The organism is Micropruina glycogenica (assembly GCF_900289045.1).
Taxonomy (GTDB): domain Bacteria; phylum Actinomycetota; class Actinomycetes; order Propionibacteriales; family Propionibacteriaceae; genus Micropruina; species Micropruina glycogenica.
In genome coordinates this window covers 1,696,135-1,715,725 of the sequence record NZ_LT985188.1, presented here as the reverse complement: position 1 = coordinate 1,715,725, position 19,591 = coordinate 1,696,135, and the positions used below count along the sequence as shown (strand labels likewise).

Annotated in this window: 24 protein-coding genes; 17 read left to right on the top strand and 7 right to left on the bottom strand. The window is 68.4% G+C overall.

The genetic code is table 11. The features are described 5' to 3' along the window. Positions 1-31: 31 nt before the first annotated feature. On the top strand, positions 32-661 hold the full coding sequence (locus MPLG2_RS07955) for a response regulator (protein WP_105185665.1): 630 nt from the start codon (positions 32-34) through the stop codon (positions 659-661). A 105-nt stretch (positions 662-766) separates the two neighbouring features. Here the strand turns inward: MPLG2_RS07955 and MPLG2_RS07950 are convergent, their stop codons facing one another. The 6 genes from MPLG2_RS07950 to MPLG2_RS07930 all read right to left on the bottom strand — a co-directional run bounded on the left by MPLG2_RS07950 (position 767) and on the right by MPLG2_RS07930 (position 4,839). Further along, positions 767-1,531 carry an ABC transporter permease subunit gene (locus MPLG2_RS07950; protein WP_158680975.1) on the bottom strand — a complete coding sequence of 255 codons (765 nt, stop codon included), beginning with the start codon at positions 1,529-1,531 and terminating at the stop codon, positions 767-769. Between the two features lie 10 nt (positions 1,532-1,541). Next, positions 1,542-2,462, bottom strand: coding sequence for an ATP-binding cassette domain-containing protein (locus MPLG2_RS07945; RefSeq protein ID WP_105185663.1), 921 nt, complete (start codon positions 2,460-2,462; stop codon positions 1,542-1,544). Beyond that, positions 2,459-3,865, bottom strand: a complete 1,407-nt coding sequence (locus MPLG2_RS07940) for a PH domain-containing protein (protein WP_105185662.1) — start codon at positions 3,863-3,865, stop codon at positions 2,459-2,461. The genes MPLG2_RS07945 and MPLG2_RS07940 overlap by 4 nt, the downstream gene beginning before the upstream one ends. Further along, entirely contained in the window at positions 3,852-4,331 is a 480-nt protein-coding gene (locus tag MPLG2_RS07935) for a PH domain-containing protein (protein WP_105185661.1), read from the bottom strand. Before MPLG2_RS07935 ends, MPLG2_RS07940 begins: the two co-directional genes overlap by 14 nt. Next, positions 4,318-4,593: a hypothetical protein gene (locus MPLG2_RS18425; RefSeq protein WP_158680974.1), complete on the bottom strand. Its 276-nt coding sequence runs from the start codon at positions 4,591-4,593 to the stop codon at positions 4,318-4,320. The genes MPLG2_RS07935 and MPLG2_RS18425 overlap by 14 nt, the downstream gene beginning before the upstream one ends. Positions 4,594-4,674: 81 nt before the next feature. Further along, positions 4,675-4,839, bottom strand: a complete 165-nt coding sequence (locus MPLG2_RS07930) for an aureocin A53 family class IId bacteriocin (RefSeq protein WP_105187551.1) — start codon at positions 4,837-4,839, stop codon at positions 4,675-4,677. 256 nt (positions 4,840-5,095) lie between these two features. On the opposite strand from MPLG2_RS07930, the gene MPLG2_RS18420 reads away from it, so the two are divergent. The 10 genes from MPLG2_RS18420 to MPLG2_RS07875 all read left to right on the top strand — a co-directional run bounded on the left by MPLG2_RS18420 (position 5,096) and on the right by MPLG2_RS07875 (position 13,794). Next, positions 5,096-5,233 carry a hypothetical protein gene (locus MPLG2_RS18420; RefSeq protein ID WP_158680973.1) on the top strand — a complete coding sequence of 46 codons (138 nt, stop codon included), beginning with the start codon at positions 5,096-5,098 and terminating at the stop codon, positions 5,231-5,233. A 38-nt stretch (positions 5,234-5,271) separates the two neighbouring features. Then, the gene (locus MPLG2_RS07925) at positions 5,272-6,393 is read left to right on the top strand and encodes a sensor histidine kinase (RefSeq protein WP_158680971.1); all 1,122 of its coding nucleotides are present in this window, start codon (positions 5,272-5,274) and stop codon (positions 6,391-6,393) included. A gap of 522 nt (positions 6,394-6,915) precedes the next feature. Next, positions 6,916-7,809 (top strand): ParA family protein, encoded by an 894-nt coding sequence (locus MPLG2_RS07915; protein WP_269459177.1) that lies wholly within the window; start codon positions 6,916-6,918, stop codon positions 7,807-7,809. After that, a complete protein-coding gene (locus MPLG2_RS07910; RefSeq protein ID WP_105185658.1) occupies positions 7,794-8,084 on the top strand; it encodes a hypothetical protein in 291 nt (96 codons plus the stop codon). The genes MPLG2_RS07915 and MPLG2_RS07910 overlap by 16 nt, the downstream gene beginning before the upstream one ends. Next, entirely contained in the window at positions 8,081-8,923 is an 843-nt protein-coding gene (locus MPLG2_RS07905; RefSeq protein WP_197710119.1) for a segregation and condensation protein A, read from the top strand. The genes MPLG2_RS07910 and MPLG2_RS07905 overlap by 4 nt, the downstream gene beginning before the upstream one ends. Then, complete coding sequence (gene scpB / locus MPLG2_RS07900) at positions 8,916-9,587, top strand: SMC-Scp complex subunit ScpB (protein ID WP_105185657.1); 672 nt, start codon at positions 8,916-8,918, stop codon at positions 9,585-9,587. Before MPLG2_RS07905 ends, scpB begins: the two co-directional genes overlap by 8 nt. Continuing rightward, positions 9,580-10,323 carry a pseudouridine synthase gene (locus MPLG2_RS07895; RefSeq protein WP_105185656.1) on the top strand — a complete coding sequence of 248 codons (744 nt, stop codon included), beginning with the start codon at positions 9,580-9,582 and terminating at the stop codon, positions 10,321-10,323. The genes scpB and MPLG2_RS07895 overlap by 8 nt, the downstream gene beginning before the upstream one ends. Positions 10,324-10,328: 5 nt before the next feature. Next, the gene (locus tag MPLG2_RS07890; RefSeq protein WP_105185655.1) at positions 10,329-11,729 is read left to right on the top strand and encodes a proteasome accessory factor PafA2 family protein; all 1,401 of its coding nucleotides are present in this window, start codon (positions 10,329-10,331) and stop codon (positions 11,727-11,729) included. 390 nt (positions 11,730-12,119) lie between these two features. After that, a complete protein-coding gene (locus MPLG2_RS07880; protein WP_158680970.1) occupies positions 12,120-13,127 on the top strand; it encodes an FKBP-type peptidyl-prolyl cis-trans isomerase in 1,008 nt (335 codons plus the stop codon). A gap of 175 nt (positions 13,128-13,302) precedes the next feature. Then, complete coding sequence (locus MPLG2_RS07875; RefSeq protein ID WP_105185652.1) at positions 13,303-13,794, top strand: hypothetical protein; 492 nt, start codon at positions 13,303-13,305, stop codon at positions 13,792-13,794. A gap of 264 nt (positions 13,795-14,058) precedes the next feature. Here the strand turns inward: MPLG2_RS07875 and gluQRS are convergent, their stop codons facing one another. After that, positions 14,059-14,964, bottom strand: a complete 906-nt coding sequence (gluQRS, locus tag MPLG2_RS07870) for a tRNA glutamyl-Q(34) synthetase GluQRS (protein WP_105185651.1) — start codon at positions 14,962-14,964, stop codon at positions 14,059-14,061. A gap of 168 nt (positions 14,965-15,132) precedes the next feature. Here gluQRS and MPLG2_RS07865 point away from each other — a divergent pair, with 168 nt between their 5' ends. From MPLG2_RS07865 to MPLG2_RS07845, 6 genes are all read left to right on the top strand, one after another. Continuing rightward, positions 15,133-16,083 (top strand): helix-turn-helix transcriptional regulator, encoded by a 951-nt coding sequence (locus tag MPLG2_RS07865; RefSeq protein ID WP_105185650.1) that lies wholly within the window; start codon positions 15,133-15,135, stop codon positions 16,081-16,083. After that, positions 16,080-17,042 carry a WYL domain-containing transcriptional regulator gene (locus MPLG2_RS07860; RefSeq protein ID WP_105185649.1) on the top strand — a complete coding sequence of 321 codons (963 nt, stop codon included), beginning with the start codon at positions 16,080-16,082 and terminating at the stop codon, positions 17,040-17,042. Before MPLG2_RS07865 ends, MPLG2_RS07860 begins: the two co-directional genes overlap by 4 nt. A gap of 327 nt (positions 17,043-17,369) precedes the next feature. Then, positions 17,370-17,546, top strand: coding sequence for a hypothetical protein (locus tag MPLG2_RS18415; RefSeq protein ID WP_158680969.1), 177 nt, complete (start codon positions 17,370-17,372; stop codon positions 17,544-17,546). A gap of 41 nt (positions 17,547-17,587) precedes the next feature. Beyond that, complete coding sequence (locus tag MPLG2_RS07855) at positions 17,588-17,842, top strand: Sec-independent protein translocase subunit TatA/TatB (RefSeq protein ID WP_105185648.1); 255 nt, start codon at positions 17,588-17,590, stop codon at positions 17,840-17,842. A gap of 66 nt (positions 17,843-17,908) precedes the next feature. Next, positions 17,909-18,679: a twin-arginine translocase subunit TatC gene (gene tatC, locus MPLG2_RS07850; protein WP_105185647.1), complete on the top strand. Its 771-nt coding sequence runs from the start codon at positions 17,909-17,911 to the stop codon at positions 18,677-18,679. Beyond that, positions 18,676-19,572, top strand: a complete 897-nt coding sequence (locus tag MPLG2_RS07845; RefSeq protein WP_105185646.1) for a diacylglycerol/lipid kinase family protein — start codon at positions 18,676-18,678, stop codon at positions 19,570-19,572. The genes tatC and MPLG2_RS07845 overlap by 4 nt, the downstream gene beginning before the upstream one ends. The last annotated feature ends 19 nt before the right edge of the window (positions 19,573-19,591 follow it).

The window sequence follows — 19,591 nt, the reverse complement described above, 5'->3', positions numbered from 1 at the left end:
CCCGAAGGCTGGGTCGAACGGTGGCTGCAGCATGATTCGGGTGCTGGCCGCCGAAGACGATCCACTGGCCCAACGCGCGATTCGCGGATACCTGGCCCCGGTGCCCGACATCGAGGTGCTCGACATTGCCGGCGATGGCGCGAAGGCGCTCGCCCTGGTCGAATCGCTGCACCCGGACGTGCTGATCACCGATCTGCATATGCCGCACCTGAACGGGCTGGAGCTGCTCAAAGCGGTGTTCGCTCTGCCCGACCCGCCTCGGGCGTTGTGTTTCACCGCGCTGGGCGACGAATCGTCGATGCGGGCCGCGTTGTCGGCAGGGGCCAGTGGGTTTCTGCTCAAGGTCGATCCACCGGCCCTGCTGGTTCAAGCGATACGCAGCGCCTACGAGGGCGACGCCCTGGTGTCACCCAAGCTGACCGCTCAGGTTCTTCGCGGCATCACCACTGTCGGGGCTCGGCCCAAGCACCTCAACGACGCCGACGTCGAGTTGCTCGGCCTGGTCGGGCAGGGCCTGAACAACGGTGACATCGGCGACGCCCTGCATCTGGCCCCCAGCACCGTGAAGACCTACGTGAGCCGGCTGCTGCGCAAGACCGACAGCCGCAGCCGCGCCCAACTGGCAGCCCGCGCCCACGAGTGGGGGGTCGTGGTCGGCTGAGGCCCGATCACGTCATCGTCGTCGGTTGGTTCGGCGGGGAGTCCGCCGACCCCACGAGACATACTCGACGCGCTCGACCAGTGTGGCCGTCGCAGACCCACGGTTCTAGCGGCGTCGAAAGCGCAGCCAGCCGGCTTCGACGAACGCGAGGCACCAGCCAAGTAGCAGCACACACGCGAGCAGGGCGGTCGGGCCCGGCTGCGCTGTGACGGTTCCGGTCGCGGTCTGCATGAGGCCGGCCGGAAGGTACCCGAGCCAGTTCTGGGTGCGTCCGGCGGCAACGAGCGCCGCTCCCACCATGGGCACGACGAAGAGCAGCATCACCATGGCGCCCACCGCGCTCGCCTGGCGCTGCAGCAGCAGGCTGAAGCCCAAGCCGACGGCCACCCAGGTGAGATGACTCACCAGCGTGCCCGCCAGCGTCACCCACAGTGCCGGAGCCGCGGCCAGAGCGCCGACCAGGCTGCCGGGCAGCATGACCAGCGCCACCGCAGCGATGGCGAAGGTGCCGACCGCAGTGATCAGCGCGGCCGCCGCACCACTGGCCAACACCTTGGCCAGCACCACGGTACGGCGCGACAGCACCAGCAACGACTGGTAGATGGTGCCGCTGCCCTGATCGGCGGTCACGATCAACGCAGCGAACACACCCAGCACCAGCCCTGACAGCGGCGAACCCAGGCCGAAGGCGTACGCCGCGCTGTCGATCAGAACAGACTGCGGCGCCGCCTCAGCCGCCGAGAGGCGAACGGAGTCGAACCCGAAGGCGGCGGCCGTCACCAAGAACACCAGAGCCAGCGGCAGCAGCCAGTAAGTCAGCCGGTAAGCGCGCAGTTTGATCAGTTCGGAACCGACGGCGTTGCTCAGCATGATTGCCTCCTCAGCGGGCTGCGGCGGGGTGGAGCCCGGCGCGGTAGTCGACGTGCTGTTCGGTGATCGCGGCAAAGCGCTCCTCAAGACTGGCCATGGCCGCCGAGAGATGGGTGAGGAGCAGGTCATGGTCGCGGGCCAGCCGGCTCACCTCGATGACCGTCAAACCGGCGATGCGCAGGCGTCCGTCGGGCAGCCTGACGACCTCGGCTCCGGCTTCGCGGCAACGAACGGCGAGCGAGGCGTCGTCGTCGCAGGAAGCGAAACTGACGCTTCGGTCGGCCACGAGAAGGTCGCCCAACGGCCCTTCGTGCAGCACGCGGCCGCGCCCGATCATGACGATCCGGTCGACGGTCTGGGCCAGTTCGCTGAGCAGATGGGACGAGATCAGCACAGCTTTGCCCTGGCCGGCCAGCTCGCGCACGAAGCGCCGTAGCCAGGCCACGCCGTCGGGGTCGAGGCCGTTGGCCGGTTCGTCGAGCAACAGGGTCTGGGGCTCCGACAGCACGGCCGTCGCGATGCCGAGGCGTTGCTTCATGCCCAGTGAGAAGCTGCCGATCGGGTGATGGGCCACCTCGGTCAGGCCGGTGAATGCGAGCACCTGCTCGGCCCGCGAGGCCGGCAGACCGAGGGCTATGGCGACCAGGCGCACGTGGTCGCGAGCGGTTCGACGCGGCAACACCCACCCCGCCTCCAGCAGTGCGCCCACCTTCACCTGTCCCGCCGCTCGTCCGCCCAGTGGGGTGCCATCGACCACGACGGAACCGGAGTCAGGCAGTTCAAGGCCCGTCGCAACCCGCATCAGGGTGGACTTGCCGGCACCGTTGGGGCCGACGAAGCCGGTGACGGCTCCATCGGGCACACAGAAGCTCACCCCGTCCAACGCCCGGGTGGAGGCGTAGGTGCGGGTCACTCCGCAGATCTCGATCATCGGTTCGCTCCTTGGTTGGTCAGCAGAATCAGGTCGCCCAGCTCGTCACACTCGGTGGTGGGGGTGCGCGCGCCCCAGAGGCCGACCGGCCGACGGTCCATCACCGTCACCCGCAACAATGACGTGCGCAGGCCGGCGGGCAGGTGCCAACTGGTCGCCGACCTGGCGCTGGACAAGCGCAACAGGTAGTGCCGGGTGGCCAGCCAGCCTCGACGATGGCTCAGGCTGCCCAGCGCGACGGGCGCAAAGGCGGCGTACCAGCGGTCGGCCAGTACGACACCCAGGGCCAGCGTCGAGGCGGCGAACCAGGGCAAGCCGTGCCAGAGCAGCATGACGCTGACCAACGTGCTCACCGTTGCGGCGCAGATGCTCAGGCCGGGCCGAGGCCGAGGGGGCGCGGCCACCTCGCAATCGGCCGACATGAGTTCGTGGGCCAGCCCGCGAGCCCGATCGTTGGTGGCAACCGGCAGCACGACGAACGTACGAAACTCGCCACGCGCGTTGTCGACCACGAGGCTGAGCCGGCTGCAGCCGACCACTCGCATCAGCACATTCTGCGACAACCGAACGCCCACGACTCGACTGAGGTCGGCCTCGCGCGCCTGATGGTGAAACAGGCCGCCGGTGCTCACGAAGCGGGAGCCTTCACGGCTCACCCGAAACTCGTGAAAGGTGATCGACGCCCGCACGAAGCCGAAAGCGAACGCCAGGGCGACGGCGGCCGCGAGCACCGTCGGGTCGCCGCTCAGCACCTGCTCGATCAACCCGGTGCCGCTGGGCAGGCGCAGTGGCTCGGCGAGGTCGTTGTAGGCGCCGAGCACGAAAGGGATGATGAGCAGGAACTTGGCATGGGTCAGTGAGATCAGGGCCTTGTCGCGCAGCGACGCCGAGTAGATCAACGTGCCGGGCACGGTGCCGGCCGCCGACGCAGTGGGTGACTCTGCGGCCGCTGCCGCTGCACGGCCCGAGGCCGAGTGCTCTGCGTAGAGGGCTCGCACCCGGGCGACCTGATCGGCGTCCATTGCCTCCAGCAGCAGATCCTCGCGGCCCTCTGCGCCGATCACTGCGCGTATCCGGCTCGCCCCGATCAGGCGGTGCGACAGGTCTTGGTCGATCGACAGCGCGCTGATCTCTGACCACCGGGCGAAGGCGACCTGCCGAGTGGGCCAACCGGTTTGCAGGCTGATGCCGTCGCCGGTGACGGCGAAGCGAGTGGTCAACCAGTCGAAGAGCAGTACCTGAACGCGGGTGGCCGAGTAGTAGATCACGAGCAGCGTCCACGGCAGGTGAAGCCATTGCGGCAGGCGTTCGGCCACGCCGCCCTGCAGCAACATGAAGGGCACGTAGACCTTGACCGCGTCGACCGCCCGCAGCGCGATGAGGCGGGGGCTAACGCGGCGCATGATCGACCGTCCGGTTGAGGTGAGCCTGGGCCAGGGCCGCCGCCTCTTCCGCGCCCACCGGGCCGAGGTCGTGGGTCGAGCCGAGCGTGCCGATGCGGACCGTGCTCAGACCCAGGGCACGCTGAACAGGGCCCTCACGGACGTCCACGAAGAGAATCTGGTTCGCCGGAACGGTCAGACTGCGCGCAACCAGCACCCCTTCGCGCTGGCGTAGGCCGCGCTCGTCCAGGCAGTAGCGGTAGGCGCGCCATCGGCGTGGAATCAGCCAGATCAGCTCTGCGACTGTCGACACGGCACCCACGGCGATTCCGATCCACGCCAGTGCCTTCAACCAGTCGGACGGCCACCAGTACCAACCTGCGAGCCACAGCAGGGCGCTGAAGATCACCGCCGATGCCACCGCGTGCAGACGCCACAGTCCGACCGCCGCGACGGGCAGCGTGCGCCACCGGTCACCGCGACACACGACGCACCTCCTGAGGGGTGCGTCGCACCTGGGCCGGCCAGAGCAGGAGCCCTGCCAGGCCGAACGCTGCGAACAGGTAGTCCAGGGGTGAGCGCATCAGGCCGACGGCGGCCAGGTAGCCGACTCCGACCACGTACAGCACAGGCACGACGAGACTCGGCCACCTGGCTTGACGACGGATCAGCCACCCGTGCGCCAGTACGACAAGTAGCACGCCGGCCGCAACAGCCAGATAGGCGCCGTCGATGCGAGGAAGGTACATGGCTCTCTCCAACTCGGGGTAGTACAGTGGGCTGAAAGGGTGGTTGGTGCTGCTTCGATCAGCGCCAACCACCCTCATCTGTCAGCGCAGACCGAGAATTTCCAGAATGCGATTGATGATCCAGTCGACTGCCATTCCGTTGCGAATCCAGTCATAGATTCGGTTACGGTTTGCCCAGCACCAATCGACTGCCCGCTTGCCGTACTTGGCGATCAAAGCGACGATACGAAGAAAGATGCTCCACATGTTCTTCACCCCCCCTCGGCGTTGAGGCCGCGGACCTTTCCGCGGCTGGTGTCCATTCAGCCCAGTGCAGACGCGGCGCGCCAGCGACTGTCACCCGAAGTTGATCGCGCGAGCGCCAACAGTCTCCGAAAGTTGATCGAACCCTCTGCCCGTGGTGTCTGGGTGTCACCCGCTGGTGACTGGCCGGCAATGGCGGTGGGATTTGTGCGTAGCGTGACGCGCGTCCAGCACACCCCGAGGAGATAGGAAGATGACAATGCTGAACGTGATCGAACTGATAGTGGCGTCGATGCCATTGCTGCACCTGGGCGCACGCGTCGTGCCCGTGCGGCGAGTGGCTCGCCGAATCAACGGCATCTGCGACTGGCTGCCGCCCTACTTCTGTCGTAGATGAACCCAATCGGTGGGGAGCAGGCTCGCTACGCTGCCTTCATGGTGGCTGCTCAGCGTCCTGTCAAGGGTGAGGCGCTGTGGCTTGAGCCGGCGCTCGCGAGCGCACTATTGATCGTGTCGCTGGTCGCGAGCTACGGGGAGCCGTGGCCGCACTACCTGTGGATCGACATCGTGACGTGTGCCGGCGCCGCCGCCGCCTACCGCTGGCCCCTGGTTGGGGCGAGTGTGGCGGCCCTCGGCCTCGCGGTCTGGCTGGTGATTCCCGATGCTGGGCCGAGCGTCAGTGGCCTGGGTGTGCTGATCGTCGTGTTTGCGGCCCATCGCAAGAACCTGTCGTGGCGGTTACCTCTGACGCTCGTCGTGGCAGGGCTGCTCTTCGCAGTGATGATTGTTCGATCGGGCGTCGAACCCGAACGGTACTGGGGGTCATCGCTGCTCTGGGCGGTGTTCCTCGGCGTGGCGGTCGGATCGGGTGCGCTGTGGCATCGGCGCTACCGGCTGCTGCAGCAGGAGCGTGAGCGGGCCGCGGCCGACCTGGAGGAGTTTCGCCTCGAACTCGCCCGCGACCTGCACGACACCGTGGCGCAAACGCTGTCGGCCACGGCGATGCGAGCACACCTGGCGCTGGCTGAGACTGACGTACCCGGCGAGGTGCGCACCGACTTGGAATGGATCGCTGAGCAGTGCCGGTCATCGGCGCACGACCTGCGTCAGATTCTGGGCCGGTTGCGCGGACGGGAGCCGTCCGCAGGTGTACCGCTGGCGAGCCTCGGGACCCTGCGCGCGACCGTCGAGCAGCAGGTCGAGCGACTCGTCACCGCGGGCTTCACCGCCGAGTCCGAGGTGGGTGTGGGCCGGCTGAGCGCCGCGCGGGCGCAGGCGCTGAGTGCGGTGACCGTCGAGGCGGTGAACAACATGGTGCGCCACGCGGCACCCGGCACCCTGTGCCGCATCGACATTCGCGACGACGGCGACGACGTGGTTGCCACCTACACCAACACCGCGGGCGCGCAGTCGGCCGCGGCGCCCGGCATGGGGTTGACCGGCGTGCGCGAAAGGCTGGCGCTGCTGGGCGGCACCAGCGAGCAGACCCGAGCAGGCACCGAATGGCGACTGGTCGCCCGGCTTCCGCACGGCGTCGAGGCCAACCCCACCGGTTGAGGCGCGGCCACCCACGGCCGCGCCGACGTCGTGGGCGGCGGGCTGGTGGTGGCCGAGCTGGCGGCCTGAAAGGTTCTGTCACAGGGCACAGTGACAGTGCGCCGCATGGCACCAACGCATCACGCGATCGACTACCTCGCGTTCACCGCACTCGATCTGCCGGCCGTCAAGGCCTTCTCCACCGCAGCCTTCGACTGGCGGACGCCCCCGGTTACGCAGGCATCGTGGCACCCGGCGGCACCGGCGAGATCAGCGGTTTCAACGCCACCGGCGATGGCCGGGCCGGCGGCAATCCGCTGGTGCTGCTGTACTCCGACGACCTCGACGCGACGGTCGAGGCCGTCCGGGGGAACGATCGCCACAGGGCCCTACGAGTTTCCCGGGGGGCGGCGATTCCACTTCACCGACCCCAGCGGCAACGAGTTGGGGGTGTGGCAGGCAGCCGAATCGCACTGAACCGGCGTGGCGTCCGGCCGGTCGCGAAATGACCATTAGCCTCTTTGTCGACACTTGGAGGCAATCGTGATCGACACCAGCACCGACGCACTGTTCGAGTCCATCGAAATCGACGGGCCCGAACTCGGCCCCACCGGACGTCCGTTGCCCGACCTGCCCGAGCCCCAGCCGCCGCAGGGCACCGGCCGCGCCCTGATCATCGCCATGTGCAACCAGAAAGGTGGTGTGGGCAAGACCACCACCACGATCAACCTCGGTGCTGCGCTCACCGAAACCGGACGCCGCGTGCTGCTCGTCGATTTCGATCCGCAGGGGTCGCTGTCGGTCGGCCTGGGCGTGAACCCGCACACGCTCGACACCAGCATCTACAACCTGCTGCTCGCCCGCGACCACGACGTGCACGACATCATCGCGCCTTCGGTGGTCGACGGTCTCGACATTCTGCCCGCCAACATCGACCTGTCGGCGGCCGAGGTGCAACTGGTCAGCGAGGTGGCCCGCGAGCAGACCCTGAAGCGGGTGCTCACCGCCGTGCGCGGCGACTACGACATCATTCTGATCGACTGTGCGCCGTCCCTTGGCCTGTTGACGGTCAATGCACTGACCGCCGCCGACAAGGTGATCATGCCGCTCGAATGCGAGTTCTTCGCGCTGCGCGGCCTCGCCCTGCTCAACGACACCATCGGCAAGGTGCAAGACCGGCTCAACCCCGAACTAGAGATTCTGGGCATTCTCGGCACCATGTACGACGCGCGTACCCTGCATTCGCGTGAGGTGCTCGAAAGGGTCGTGCAAGCCTTCGGTGACAAGGTGTTTCACACCGTCATTCGGCGCACCATCAAGTTCCCCGAAACCACCGTCGCCGGCGAGCCCATCACCACCTACGCCAGCAGCTCACCCGGCGCAGAGGCCTACCGCATGCTGGCCCGGGAGGTGCTGCAACGATGCCCCGGCGCGTAGCGCTCCCCGGCGCGCAGGAGCTCTTTCGCCCCACCGAACCCGCGAACGGCAACGCGCGGCCGTCCGGACGGGTCAAGCACGACGAGAAGATCACCGTGTACGTCAGCGCCGACGAGTTGGTCGCCCTCGAACAGGCCCGGCTCACCCTGCGTGCCCGGCACGGCATCGCCGTCGACCGCGGCCGCATAGTAAGAGCCGCAGTCGCGCTGGCCGTGGCAGACCTGGACGCCACCGGCGAAGACAGCGACCTGATTCGCCAACTCGACGAATCGTGACCGCGTCCGTGACCGAACAGGTGCCCGGCTTCACCGTTCGGCTGACCAACTTCGAGGGCCCTTTCGACCTGCTGCTGCAGCTCATCTCACGGCACCGGCTCGACATCACCGAGGTCGCGTTGAGCGTTGTCACCGACGAGTTTCTAGCCCACGTCAAGGCTGGCCAGGCCGAGCACGGGACCGGTCGGTGGGATCTCGAACAGACCACCCAGTTCATCGTGGTCGCCGCCACCCTGCTCGACCTCAAAGCCGCCCGGCTGCTGCCCCAGGGCGAGGTGGACGACCCCGAAGACCTCGCCCTGCTCGAAGCCCGCGACCTGCTGTTCGCCCGGCTGTTGCAGTACCGAGCCTTCAAGCGGGTCAGCGAGTGGATCGCCGTCACCCTCGCCACAGAGGGTCGGCGCCACGCCCGTCCGGGCGGCTTGGAGGAGCAGTTCAAGGCGCTGCTACCCGAACTCGACTTCACCGCCACCGCCGACCAACTGGCCTGGCTCGCGGCCCGGGCCCTCACCCCCCAGCCGGCCGAGCAGGTGTCGCTCACCCACCTGCACCAGGCCAACGTCAGCGTGCGGGAACAGGCCGACATCGTGGTGGCTCGGCTGCGTGAGCTGGGCTCGGCGAGCTTTCGCGACCTGGTGGCCGATGCAGGGGAGCGCCTCGTGGTGGTGGCGAGGTTCCTGGCGCTGCTGGAGCTGTTTCGCGAACGCGCCGTCGCGTTCGAACAACTCACCCCGCTGGGCGAGTTGCGAGTACGGTGGGTCGCCGGCGACGCCGACGACATCGAGATCTCCGCCGAGTTCGACACCGAAACCGACACCCAGGAGGGCAGCGATGACTGATCCGGTCGACACCGCGCCGCTGCTGATCGACGACGAGGACGAGTCCGTCGTCGAACCGGCCGCGATCACCGCCCCTCTGGAGGCGTTGCTGCTGATGGCCACCGAGCCCATGCCCACCGCCGAGCTGGCGCAGGCTGTTCGGGCCCCGGTTGCCCTGGTCGAGCGGGCGCTGGCCCATCTGGCCGAGTTCTACGACGAAACCGGGCGTGGCTTCGAACTGCGCTACGTGGGCGGCGGCTGGCGGTACTGGACGCGCGCCGAGCACGCCGAACTCATCGGCGGGTGGTTGATCGAGGGTCAACACGCCAAGCTGTCGCAGGCCGCCCTCGAAACCCTGGCGGTGGTGGCCTACCTGCAGCCCATCTCACGCAGCCGGGTCTCTGCCGTCCGCGGTGTGAACGTCGACGGGGTGCTGCGCACCCTGGTCACCCGCGATCTGGTGCACGAGGTCGACCGCGACCCCGAGACCGGCGCGATGCTGTTCGGCACCACGGGCGAGTTTCTGGAGCGGCTCGGCCTGCCGGGGCTGGACGACCTGCCGCCGATCGCCCCCCACCTGCCGGACGCGTCCGAGCTCGATGCCGAGCTGAGGGCTCTGGCCGAAGATCCGTCCGTCGAGCTCGTCGAGGCCCCTACGTCCGGCGAGGAGACTGCACATGAGTGAGACGGCGAACGAGGGCGTCCGGCTGCAGAAGGTGTTGGCCGCAGCCGGATTGGGGTCGCGGCGGCACTGCGAGCAGTTGATCGACGACGGGCTGGTCGAGGTCAACGGACGCACCGTCACCGAACAGGGGTTGCGCGTCGATCCGCTCGCCGACGTGATTCGGGTCGAGGGGGCGCGCATTCCGCCGCCGCGCCACCACCTCTACCTGTTGTTCAACAAGCCGCGAGGCGTGGTGTCGACCATGGACGATCCGCAGGGCCGCAGCACAATCGCCGACTACCTGGGCAAGCGCAGCCGGCAGGGGCTGTTTCACGTCGGACGCCTCGACACCCCCACCGAGGGCCTGCTGCTGATCACCAACGACGGCGACTTCGCCCAACGCATCGCCCACCCGTCCCACGAGATCAGCAAGACCTATGTGGCCGAGGTCGACGGCGTGATCGAGAACGTCACCCTGCGCCGGCTCAGCCGCGGCATCAAGCTCGACGACGGTCCGGTGTGGCCCGAGCAGATCAAGCTGATCGAACGGGGCGGCGCCCGCAGCATCGTTCAAGTCGTGCTGCACGAGGGCCGCAACCGCATCGTGCGGCGCATGTTCGAGGCCGTCGGGCACCCGGTGAACCGGCTCACCCGCACCGCGATCGGGCCCGTGCGCCTCGGCCGGCTGAAGGTCGGCGAGCTGCGCGAACTGACCCGCGACGAACTCGGTGCGTTGATGGACTTGGCGGGACTGTAGCCGCCGTGACACCTCAGCGCGCCCGACGCGTCTTCGGGGTCGAAACCGAGTACGGCCTGGTCGGCCGGCGCGCCGGCGCTCGCGACACCCGGCTCAGCGGTGGAGAGGCCGCCCAATGGCTGTTCACCCCGATCGAACGTGAACACGCCAGTTCGAACGTGTTTCTGCGCAACGGTGGACGGCTCTACCTCGACGTCGGCTCACACCCCGAATACGCCACCGCCGAGTGCGCGACGGTGGACGACCTGCTGGTGCACGAGCGGGCCGGTGACGAACTGGTGGCGCGACTGGCCCGCCGGGCCGAGGCCGACGCGGCCGAGCAGGGCGAGCCGGTCGAACTGCGGCTGTTCAAGAACAACGTCGACAGCCACGGCAACTCCTACGGCTGCCACGAGAACTACCTGATCGACCGCGCGCTCGACCTGCCCGCGCTGGCCACCGTGCTGACCCCGTTCCTGGTGACCCGGCAGGTGGTGTGCGGCAGCGGCCGCTGGAGCCCCGACGGCTTCTCGATCAGCCAACGCGCCGAGGTGCTGCACGACGAGCTGTCGTCGATGACCACCCGCAGCAGGCCGCTGATCAACACCCGTGACGAGCCGCTGGCCGACCCGCGCCGGTTTCGCCGGCTGCACGTCATTTCGGGTGACTCGAACCTGAGTGAGCCCTCCGCGGCCTTGAAGGTGGGCAGCCTGCTCGCCGTGCTGGACGCCATCGAAGACGCCCTGACCAGGGGTGATGCGCTGCCTGCTCTCGAACTCGACGACGTGGCCGGCTCGCTGCGCGCTGTGGCGCGCGACCCCCGGGCAGTGCTGCGGCTCACCTCGGGCCGCACCATCGGCGCGCTGGACGTGCAGGCCGAATACCTGGCCCTGGCCGGCGAGCGCCCGGTCGCCGCCGACTGGCGCCGCGTGCTCACCGCTTTGGCCGAGGGCCGCGACGACGACCTCGACGGCGAGGTCGAGTGGGTCACCAAGAGAGCGTTGCTGCGCCGCTACGCCGAGACCCGCGGGCTGGCCTCGGACGACCGTCGACTCGCCCAGGTCGACCTCGCGTTTCACGACATCACCACCGACGACACCGGACGCCCCCGTGGCCTGTTCCGACTGCTGGAGGCTCGGGGCGCAGCCACCCGGCTGACCTCGTCCGACGCCGTGGAGCGAGCCCTGGCAGCGCCGCCACATGACACCCGGGCGGTGCTGCGTGGGCGGCTCATTCGCACAGCCCAGGCGGAACAGCGCCGCTACAGCGTCGACTGGTCGCAGTTCACCGCACACGACCTGCCCCAGCCCGATGGCACACGTGACGATCGAACCGTCCGGCTCACCGACCCCCTCGCGGTCGTCGATGAGCGCGTCGACGACCTGCTGCGCGCCCTGTCATCGTCGTGGACGGCACCCGCGCACTGACCTTCACCGCTGCATCCTCAGCGGACGCGACATCCGTCATGCCGGCGAACGCCGGGATCTCAGATCGCGTGTCCCGCATCGTCATCCCTGCGGACGCCGGGATCGCAGATCGCGTGTCCCGCGGCATCGTCATCCCTGCGGACGCCGGGGTCGCGGATTGCACCCTCCGAGTCATCCCGGCGAACGCCGGGATCTCTGGTTGCGGGCCCTGGGTAGGTCGCACACCCCGTAGTCAGGTCAGCAGACGAACGCCTCTTGTCTTGACGCGATGCGTGAGATCCCGGCGTCCGCCGGGAGGACGACAGTCGGTGCAGCGGATGAGATCCCGCTGCCCAGCCCGAATCCGTGACGCGGTCAGGGTCACTGGGCGGGGTCGACTACAGTCGGGGGGTGCCTTTCGCCGTGTCCCGTGCCGCGCAGGCGGTCGCTTGCGCCGCCACGCTGTTGATCCTCGCCGCGTGCGGCTCGTCCGCGACTCCTTCGGCCTCGCCGACCGACGCCACGCCGTCGGCTTCGACCTCGCCCTCTGCGTCACCCAGCGCCACGCCGAGCTCGACGATCAAGCCGTCCAACAGCCTCGGCGACATCACGGTGAAGAACCCCAAGTTCGGCGAAAAACCGACCATCACGGTCAAGGCGCCCTGGGCGATCGACAAGACCCGGGTGAAGGTGATGACCGAGGGCAACGGCCCGGTGGCCAACCCCGCGTACGTGTTCGTGCACTACCAGGGCGTCAACGGACGCACCGGCAAGGTGTTCGACGGCAACTTCGGTTCGCAGACCACCCTCTTCGCCCTCGATCAGGTGGTGCCCGGTTTCAAGATCGCTCTCGAAGGCAAGAAGGTCGGCACCCGCGTGCTGGTCGCCATGCCGGGTTCAGACGGCTATGACAGCCAGGGGGGCAGCGCTCAGGCCGGCATCGAGGTCGGCGACACGCTGATCTTCGTGGTCGACATCGTCGAGACGGTGCTCACCGGCCCCACCGGCAAGGCCATCACCCCACCCGCAGGGCTGCCCACCGTCACCGCGAAAGACGGCAAACCGGTCATCACCCTGCCCAACACCGACCCGCCGACCAAGCTGATCGCGCAGCCGCTCACCGAGGGCACGGGCAACAAAGTCACGGCCAACGACATCATCGCCGTGCACTACCTCGGCGTGTCGTGGAAGACCGGCAAGGTGATCGAAGACAAGTTCGCCGACGTCGACGGCGGCAAGCTGTCGAGCACCATTCCCGGCTGGCAGAAGGGCCTGGTGGGCAAGCGGGTCGGTCAGCGGGTGCTGCTGGTGCTGCCGCCCGAGTACAACTACCCGCAGGGCAGCAACAATCCGCCGGTCACGGCGGGCGACACCCTGGTGTACGTGGTCGACATTCTGTACGCCGCCGCCCAGGGCTAGGCCGGCGACGCCCGTTCGGGCTGGTCACGGGGTTCGGCTGCGGCTCGCGAATGCCCATCAGACATGGGTGGTAGGAGTGCGTAGTCTGCCGCGGTATCGGCGAAGGTGCGTCCGTCATCTTCTGCATCGAGAGACGCCTAACCCCGGGCGTCCGTGATGCAAGGGGGTACCTCAGGTGACCACCACCCGAAACAAGCTGATCAGGCTGCTGCTCGCCATGACGATCGCCATGGCCGGGGCAGTCGGCGCGACCATCGCCACCGCCGCACCCGCCCATGCGCTGTGCAGCACGCCGGCCATGATGGGCAACTGGCGCAACATCAACACCGCCGCCAACTCGGTCACCCGCGTCAACGTCGGGTTCGTCTGCGGTGACGTGCGCGTGTGCGACACCAGCGGGCACTGCACCGGCGGCGAGACCTACTTCACCCTGCGTCCTTTCGGAAAGTGCTCGCCGACCGACTGCGACTGGGGCACCAAACGAGCCACCGCGATGTCGGACGGCTGGCAGCGCGCCATCTACACCCACAGCTGGGCCACCAAGTACGTCTGGGTGAAGACCTATGTGTACAGCGGCATCACCTACCTGCGGGTGTACGTGTGGACCGACTTCACCGCCGCCGATGGGCGCACCGATTACGCCATCGATGAATGGATGCGCAAGTAGCCGAACGGGTCTCGACATGCTCGACCAACGCATCGTCCGCGATGGAGCTGTCGAGATCTCAGGGGTTGTTCGAGCGTGCCGAGACCGCCTTGTGGTGAGGGGTTTCGACAAGCTCAATCGGCTGATGTCCGTCGATCGAGCTCGTCGAGATCTCAGGGGTTGTTCGAGCGTGCCGAGACCGCCTTGTGGTGAGGGGTTTCGACAAGCTCAATCGGCTGATGTCCGTCGATCGAGCTCGTCGAGATCCACCCAGCGATTCCGGTGTCAGCTCCAGCCGGTGGCGTCGCTCGGCACCGCCCACTGTTCTCGCGGTAGCGCCCTGGCGTCGAAACGGTTGACCAGTTGAGCCGGGGTCACCGATTCGGTCGCGCCAGCCAGCCCTAGTGATCGCGCGAGCCCGGTCAGCACCCGGTCGGGGCTCACGCCATCGGCGGCCAGGTCGGCCAGGGTCACCGAGCGGTCGCGCTTGGCCAGCCGCCGTCCGTCGGCGTTCACCACCAGCGGCACGTGCAGGTACTGCGCGACCGAACCACCCAGCCGCCGGGTGAGCCACGCCTGCCGGGGTGACGAGCTCAGCAGGTCGTCGCCACGCACCACCTGGTCGACACCCTGGGCGACGTCGTCGACCACCACGGCCAGGTTGTAGGCGGGCACGCCGTCGCTGCGCACCACCACGAAGTCGTCCACGACCCCGGTGACCTGACCGGCCAGCCCGTCGGTGACCGTCTCGACGGCGCCCTCGGCCCGCACCCGCAGGGCCGGCGGACGCGTCTCGCGGCGCTCGGCCCGCTCGGCGTCGCTCAGGTGGGCGCAGGTGCTGGGGTAGGGCCGATAGCCATCGCCATGCGGAGCGGACGCCGCCTCGGCGATCTCGCGCCGCGTGCAGAAGCACTCGTAGGTGGGCAGGCCGGCCACAGCCGCGGCGTAGCGCTGCAGGCGACTCGATTGCCACACCACGTCGCCGTCGAAGTCGAGCCCCAGCGACTGCAGGTCGGCGATCTGCGCGTTGGCCACCGCAGGCGCCGCGGACACCCTCTGCTGGTCGAGGTCTTCGATGCGCAACAGCATCTTGCGCCCCGAGCTGCGGGCGGCCAGCCAGGCCACCAGGGCGGTGCGCAGGTTGCCCAGGTGCAGCGGCGACGTGGGCGAGGGAGCGAACCGGCCGGCCATGCCGTCGATTGTTGCGTACTGGCCGGGCAACCCGGGTCGCCGCCGAAAGGTGCGCGCCAGTGATCGAACCCACGGCGTGTCGCGGTCTCGGCCGCGCACTGGCGCGCACTTTTCGTCAGCGAGCCGGTGATACCTTCGTGACGAGTCGTCGCACGGGCAGGAGGATCGATGGCGCCACGCAAGTCAGAGCGCATCATGAACCTCGCCATCTGCCTGCTGCTGGCTCGCCGGTTTCTCGACAAGAATCACCTGCGCGAGGTGGTCGAGGGCTACGGGGGCCTGTCGGACGCCGCCTTCGAACGCACCTTCGAGCGCGACAAGGACGACCTGCGAGCCATGGGCGTGCCGGTCGAGGCGGGCAGCAACTCGACGCTATTTCCCGACGAGATCGGCTACCGCATTCGCCGCCAGGACTTCGAACTGCCGCCCATCGACTTCACCGCCGCCGAGGCGACCGCGCTCGGCCTGGCCAGCCAGGTGTGGGGCACGGCGACCCTGGCCGAACACACCGTCAGCGCCCTGGCCAAGCTGCGTGCTGCGGGGGTCGACCCCGACGCGTCCAGACTGAGCGGGTTGAGCCCCAGCATCGGCGCCAAAGAGGCAGCGTTCGAGCCCCTGTGGCAGGCGACCATGACCCGCACTGTGGTTGCGTTCGGCTACCGCGGGCTGCCGCGCGAGGTCGAACCGTGGATTCTGACCTACCGGCGCGGCTCGTGGTACCTGCTCGGCCTCGACCGCACCCGGCAGGCGCCCCGCATGTTCAAGGTGGCCCGGCTCGAAGGCGAACCGCGGCCGGTGGGCAGGCCGGGTGCCTACGAACTGCCCGACGTCGATCTGGCCCAGTTGACCCGGTCACTCGAACCGGCGCCCGCCGACACCTCGGCGGTGGTCGCCGTGCGGGGTGATCAGGCACCCGACCTGCGCCGCCGTGGTGAGCGGGTGGACAGGCCGGACGGACTGCCGTCCGGCTTCAGCGCATGGCGGGTGCCCTACCGGCAAGAGGGCGACTTCGTCGCCGAGTTGTGCGGTTACGGAGCGGCCGTGCTGGTGCTTGAACCGCTGGAACTGCGCCGCCAGGTGATCGAGCGGCTCACCACGATCGCCGGGGGTGGCCGATGAGCACGTCGGTCGAACAGGTGTCGCGGTTGCTGGCGCTGGTGCCGTACCTGCAGGCACACCCCGATGCCGACCTGGCCGAGACGGCGGCCGCCTTCGGGGTGACGCCTCGGCGATTGCTGGCCGATCTTGAGGTGTTGTGGTTCGTCGGCCTACCCGGTGGTCTGCCCGGCGACCTGATCGACATCGACATGGACGCCGTGCAGTCCCACGGCCGCATTCGGCTGACCAACGCCGAGTACCTGTCGAGGCCGATGCGCTTCACCATCGACGAGGTGACCAGCCTGATCGTGGCGTTGCGTGCCGTCCGTGAGGTGGCCGGTGGAGAGGCCGGCGATGCCGTCGACTCGGCGCTGGCCAAGCTGTCGACGGTTGCGGGGGCTCAAGAGAGCCGGCGGGTGGAGTTCGCGGTCGCCACGTCCGAGGGTGGGGTGCGCGACCGGCTTGCTGCGGCGATCGCGGACGGTGCGGCGGTACGACTCACCTATGACGGCCTGACCAGGGCCGAAACCACCCGTCCGGTGGTCGAACCACACCGACTGACGGTGAGGGACGGCTTCGTGTACCTCGAAGCGTGGAGCCGTGACCGCAGCGACTGGCGTACGTTTCGGCTCGACCGGGTCACCGCCGTCGACGATGCGGACGGTGGCGTGGCCGACCATGGCGAGCCGCCCCCGTTCGACGCGGGTTGGCTCGAGGTGCGGGCCGAAGCCGCTCTGGTCAGCATCACGGTCACCGACCACGCCCGCTGGATCGCGGAGTACTACCCGGTGCGATCGATCACCGCAGCCCGTGGGGGTTGGCGCATCGAGCTGCTGGTGGCCGACCCGGCGTGGCTTCGGGCGTTGCTGCTGCGTCTCGGCCCCGACGTGCTGGCGGTCGACCCGCCCACGGCGGCCGATTCGGCACGGGCGGCGGCGTCCGAGGCCTTGGGGCTGTACCAGGCGCTCCCGACCGAGTAGCGGGTCCAAGGGACGGTCTCCAACCAGAAGGGGACGGTTCTCCGACTGGTGAGGGGACGGTTCTCCGACCAGCAGGGGGACAGTTCTCCAACTGGTGAGGGGACGGTTCTCCGACCAGCAGGGGGACGGTTCTCCGACTGGTGAGGGGACGGTTCTTCAACCAGCAAAGGGGACGGTTCTCCAACCAGACGGGGACGGTTCTCCAACTGGTTGGGGGACGGTTCTCCAAACGTCGTAGAACCGTCCCCCTACTGTTGAGGGGGCGTTCCCGCCGGCGTCCGCGAACCGCGGCAAGCGCCCGCCCGTTTGATCGGTTAGTCTCACCTCATGGTCTGGGTGCTCATCTTCGGCGGTATCGCGCTGGCTGGACTGATCACCGTCGCCTCGTACGCGGTGTGGCTGGCGCACAAGGCGTCCGACCTGTTCAGCGAACTGCAGATGTTGGGCAAACGGGCCGAGGAACTGGCGGCGCTGGTGTCGCAAGTTCAGCTTCCCGATCACTGAGTAGACTCGCGGAGTCACCGCAACCAAAGGAGCGCACAGACATGTTCGGCCTGCCCGGGGGCATGGAATGGGTCATCCTCGCCATCATCGCCCTACTCGTCTTCGGCGGCAGCCGGCTGGCCAGTGCCGGCAAGAACGCCGGCAAGGCGATCCGCGAGTTCAAAGAAGAAACGTCGTCGTTGAAGAAGACCGACCCGCCCGCTGTCGAGGCGCCTCCGGCTCAGCCTGAGCCTGAGGGCATCGTGCACGAGGGCGAGATCGTCCCCGAGCCGAAGGACAAGGGCCAGCAGGCCTGATCCGACGTGGCCCGACGCTTCAGCCTCGGGTGGCTCAAACCGCCTCCCGCTTCGCCGGACGGGGTGATGTCCCTCGGCGATCACCTGCGTGAACTGCGCTACCGGGTGCTGTTCTCGATGGTGTTCATCGTGGTGGGCATGATCGTGATCGCCATCTTCTACAACCAGGTCTACACGTTCATGACCCAACCCTGGTTGCAGGCCAAAGAGATTCTGAGCCAGACCAACCCCGAGCTGAGCACTCAGATGGTGCTGTCGGGCGTCACCACTCCGCTCACCCTGGCCATGAAGATCTGCGGGGTCGGGGGGCTGATCATCGCCTCGCCGGTCTGGCTGTACCAGATCTGGGCCTACATCGTGCCCGCGTTGCTCTCGCACGAAAAACGCTGGGCGCTCATGTTCGTGGGCACGGCGCTGCCGCTGTTTCTGGCCGGCGTCGCGGTCGGTTATCTGATCCTGCCGCAGGGCATTTCGGTGCTGATGTCGTTCACGCCCGAGTCGGTGCCGATCACCAACCTGATCGAGATCGACAAGTTCCTCGAACTCATGCTGCAGTTGATGCTGGTCTTCGGCCTCGGGTTCTTGATGCCCGTGGTCGTGGTCGGCGCCAACCTGGTCGGCGTGCTCAAGGCGCAGCAACTCAAGAAGGCGCGCCTCTACGTGATCTTCGGCACCTTCGTGTTCGGCGCAGCGGCCACCCCCTCGACAGACCCGTTCTCGATGCTGGCCCTCGCGATTCCGATGAGCCTGCTCTTCCTGGCCGCCGAGTTCATCTGCCATCTCAACGACAAACGCAAGGCCAAGCGGCTGGCCGACGAGCTCGTGGCCAGTTCGTGAGCGCGGTCGCCGGCCGCTGCGCCCTGGTGGTGAACCCCACTGCCGGACGAGGCCGGGCCGGACGCCTGGTGCCCACCGTCAGCGCAGCGCTGCGTGAGGCGCTGCCCGGCACCGAGTTGACCATCGTCGAGTCGCGGGACGTCGAGCACGCCGAGTCCGCCTGCCGGCAGGCCGTCGCCGACGCCGCGACCGTGCTGGTGATGGGCGGGGACGGAATGGCGCATCTGGGCGTCAACGCCTGCGCGGGCACCGGGGTACCGCTGGGTGTGCTGCCAGCGGGTACCGGCAACGATCTCTGCCGTGGGCTCGGGTTGCCGCTGCAGATTCGCGACGCGGTGAAGGCGCTGGCCCGCGGCCTCACGCACAGCGTCGATCTCGCTCATGTGACCAAACCGGACGGCGCGGAGCGCTGGGTGGGCTGCGTGGTGTCGTCCGGTTTCGACTCCAGGGTGGCGCTGCGCACCGCGGCGATGACGGTGTCGATCGGGCCACTGGCGTACGCGTGGTCGGCCTTGGCCGAGCTGCGCACCTTCAGCCCGTTGGCCTATCGGCTCACCATCGACGGTGAGCGGCGCGGCCTGCCGGCCATGGCGGTGTTCGTGGCCAACGCGGAGTTCTTCGGCGGCGGCATGCGGGCCGGCCCCGGCGCCAGCGTCACCGACGGGCTGCTCGATCTCACCGTGATCCACCCCGTCTCGCGGGCCGTGCTGCTGCGGCTGCTGCCCTCGCTGTATTCGGGCCGGTTCGTGCGGCACCCCGCGGTCGAGCAATTGCGGGCGCGCGAGGTGATCGTCGACGGCGACGGCCTGATCGGCAGCGGCGACGGCGAGTTGCTGGGTGACGTGCCCCTGACCGTCCGGACCGTGCCGAACGCACTCACCGTGCTCGGCTGAGCACCTGGTGACCGATTCT

Coding starts and splice junctions, on each gene's coding strand:
- MPLG2_RS07955 (WP_105185665.1), top strand. CDS start 32: ATGATTCGGGTGCTGGCCGCCGAAGACGATCCACTGGCCCAACGCGCG.
- MPLG2_RS07950 (WP_158680975.1), bottom strand. CDS start 1,531: ATGCTGAGCAACGCCGTCGGTTCCGAACTGATCAAACTGCGCGCTTAC.
- MPLG2_RS07945 (WP_105185663.1), bottom strand. CDS start 2,462: ATGATCGAGATCTGCGGAGTGACCCGCACCTACGCCTCCACCCGGGCG.
- MPLG2_RS07940 (WP_105185662.1), bottom strand. CDS start 3,865: ATGCGCCGCGTTAGCCCCCGCCTCATCGCGCTGCGGGCGGTCGACGCG.
- MPLG2_RS18425 (WP_158680974.1), bottom strand. CDS start 4,593: ATGTACCTTCCTCGCATCGACGGCGCCTATCTGGCTGTTGCGGCCGGC.
- MPLG2_RS07930 (WP_105187551.1), bottom strand. CDS start 4,839: ATGTGGAGCATCTTTCTTCGTATCGTCGCTTTGATCGCCAAGTACGGC.
- MPLG2_RS18420 (WP_158680973.1), top strand. CDS start 5,096: ATGCTGAACGTGATCGAACTGATAGTGGCGTCGATGCCATTGCTGCAC.
- MPLG2_RS07925 (WP_158680971.1), top strand. CDS start 5,272: ATGGTGGCTGCTCAGCGTCCTGTCAAGGGTGAGGCGCTGTGGCTTGAG.
- MPLG2_RS07910 (WP_105185658.1), top strand. CDS start 7,794: ATGCCCCGGCGCGTAGCGCTCCCCGGCGCGCAGGAGCTCTTTCGCCCC.
- scpB (WP_105185657.1), top strand. CDS start 8,916: ATGACTGATCCGGTCGACACCGCGCCGCTGCTGATCGACGACGAGGAC.
- MPLG2_RS07895 (WP_105185656.1), top strand. CDS start 9,580: ATGAGTGAGACGGCGAACGAGGGCGTCCGGCTGCAGAAGGTGTTGGCC.
- gluQRS (WP_105185651.1), bottom strand. CDS start 14,964: ATGGCCGGCCGGTTCGCTCCCTCGCCCACGTCGCCGCTGCACCTGGGC.
- MPLG2_RS07865 (WP_105185650.1), top strand. CDS start 15,133: ATGGCGCCACGCAAGTCAGAGCGCATCATGAACCTCGCCATCTGCCTG.
- MPLG2_RS07860 (WP_105185649.1), top strand. CDS start 16,080: ATGAGCACGTCGGTCGAACAGGTGTCGCGGTTGCTGGCGCTGGTGCCG.
- MPLG2_RS18415 (WP_158680969.1), top strand. CDS start 17,370: ATGGTCTGGGTGCTCATCTTCGGCGGTATCGCGCTGGCTGGACTGATC.
- MPLG2_RS07855 (WP_105185648.1), top strand. CDS start 17,588: ATGTTCGGCCTGCCCGGGGGCATGGAATGGGTCATCCTCGCCATCATC.
- tatC (WP_105185647.1), top strand. CDS start 17,909: ATGTCCCTCGGCGATCACCTGCGTGAACTGCGCTACCGGGTGCTGTTC.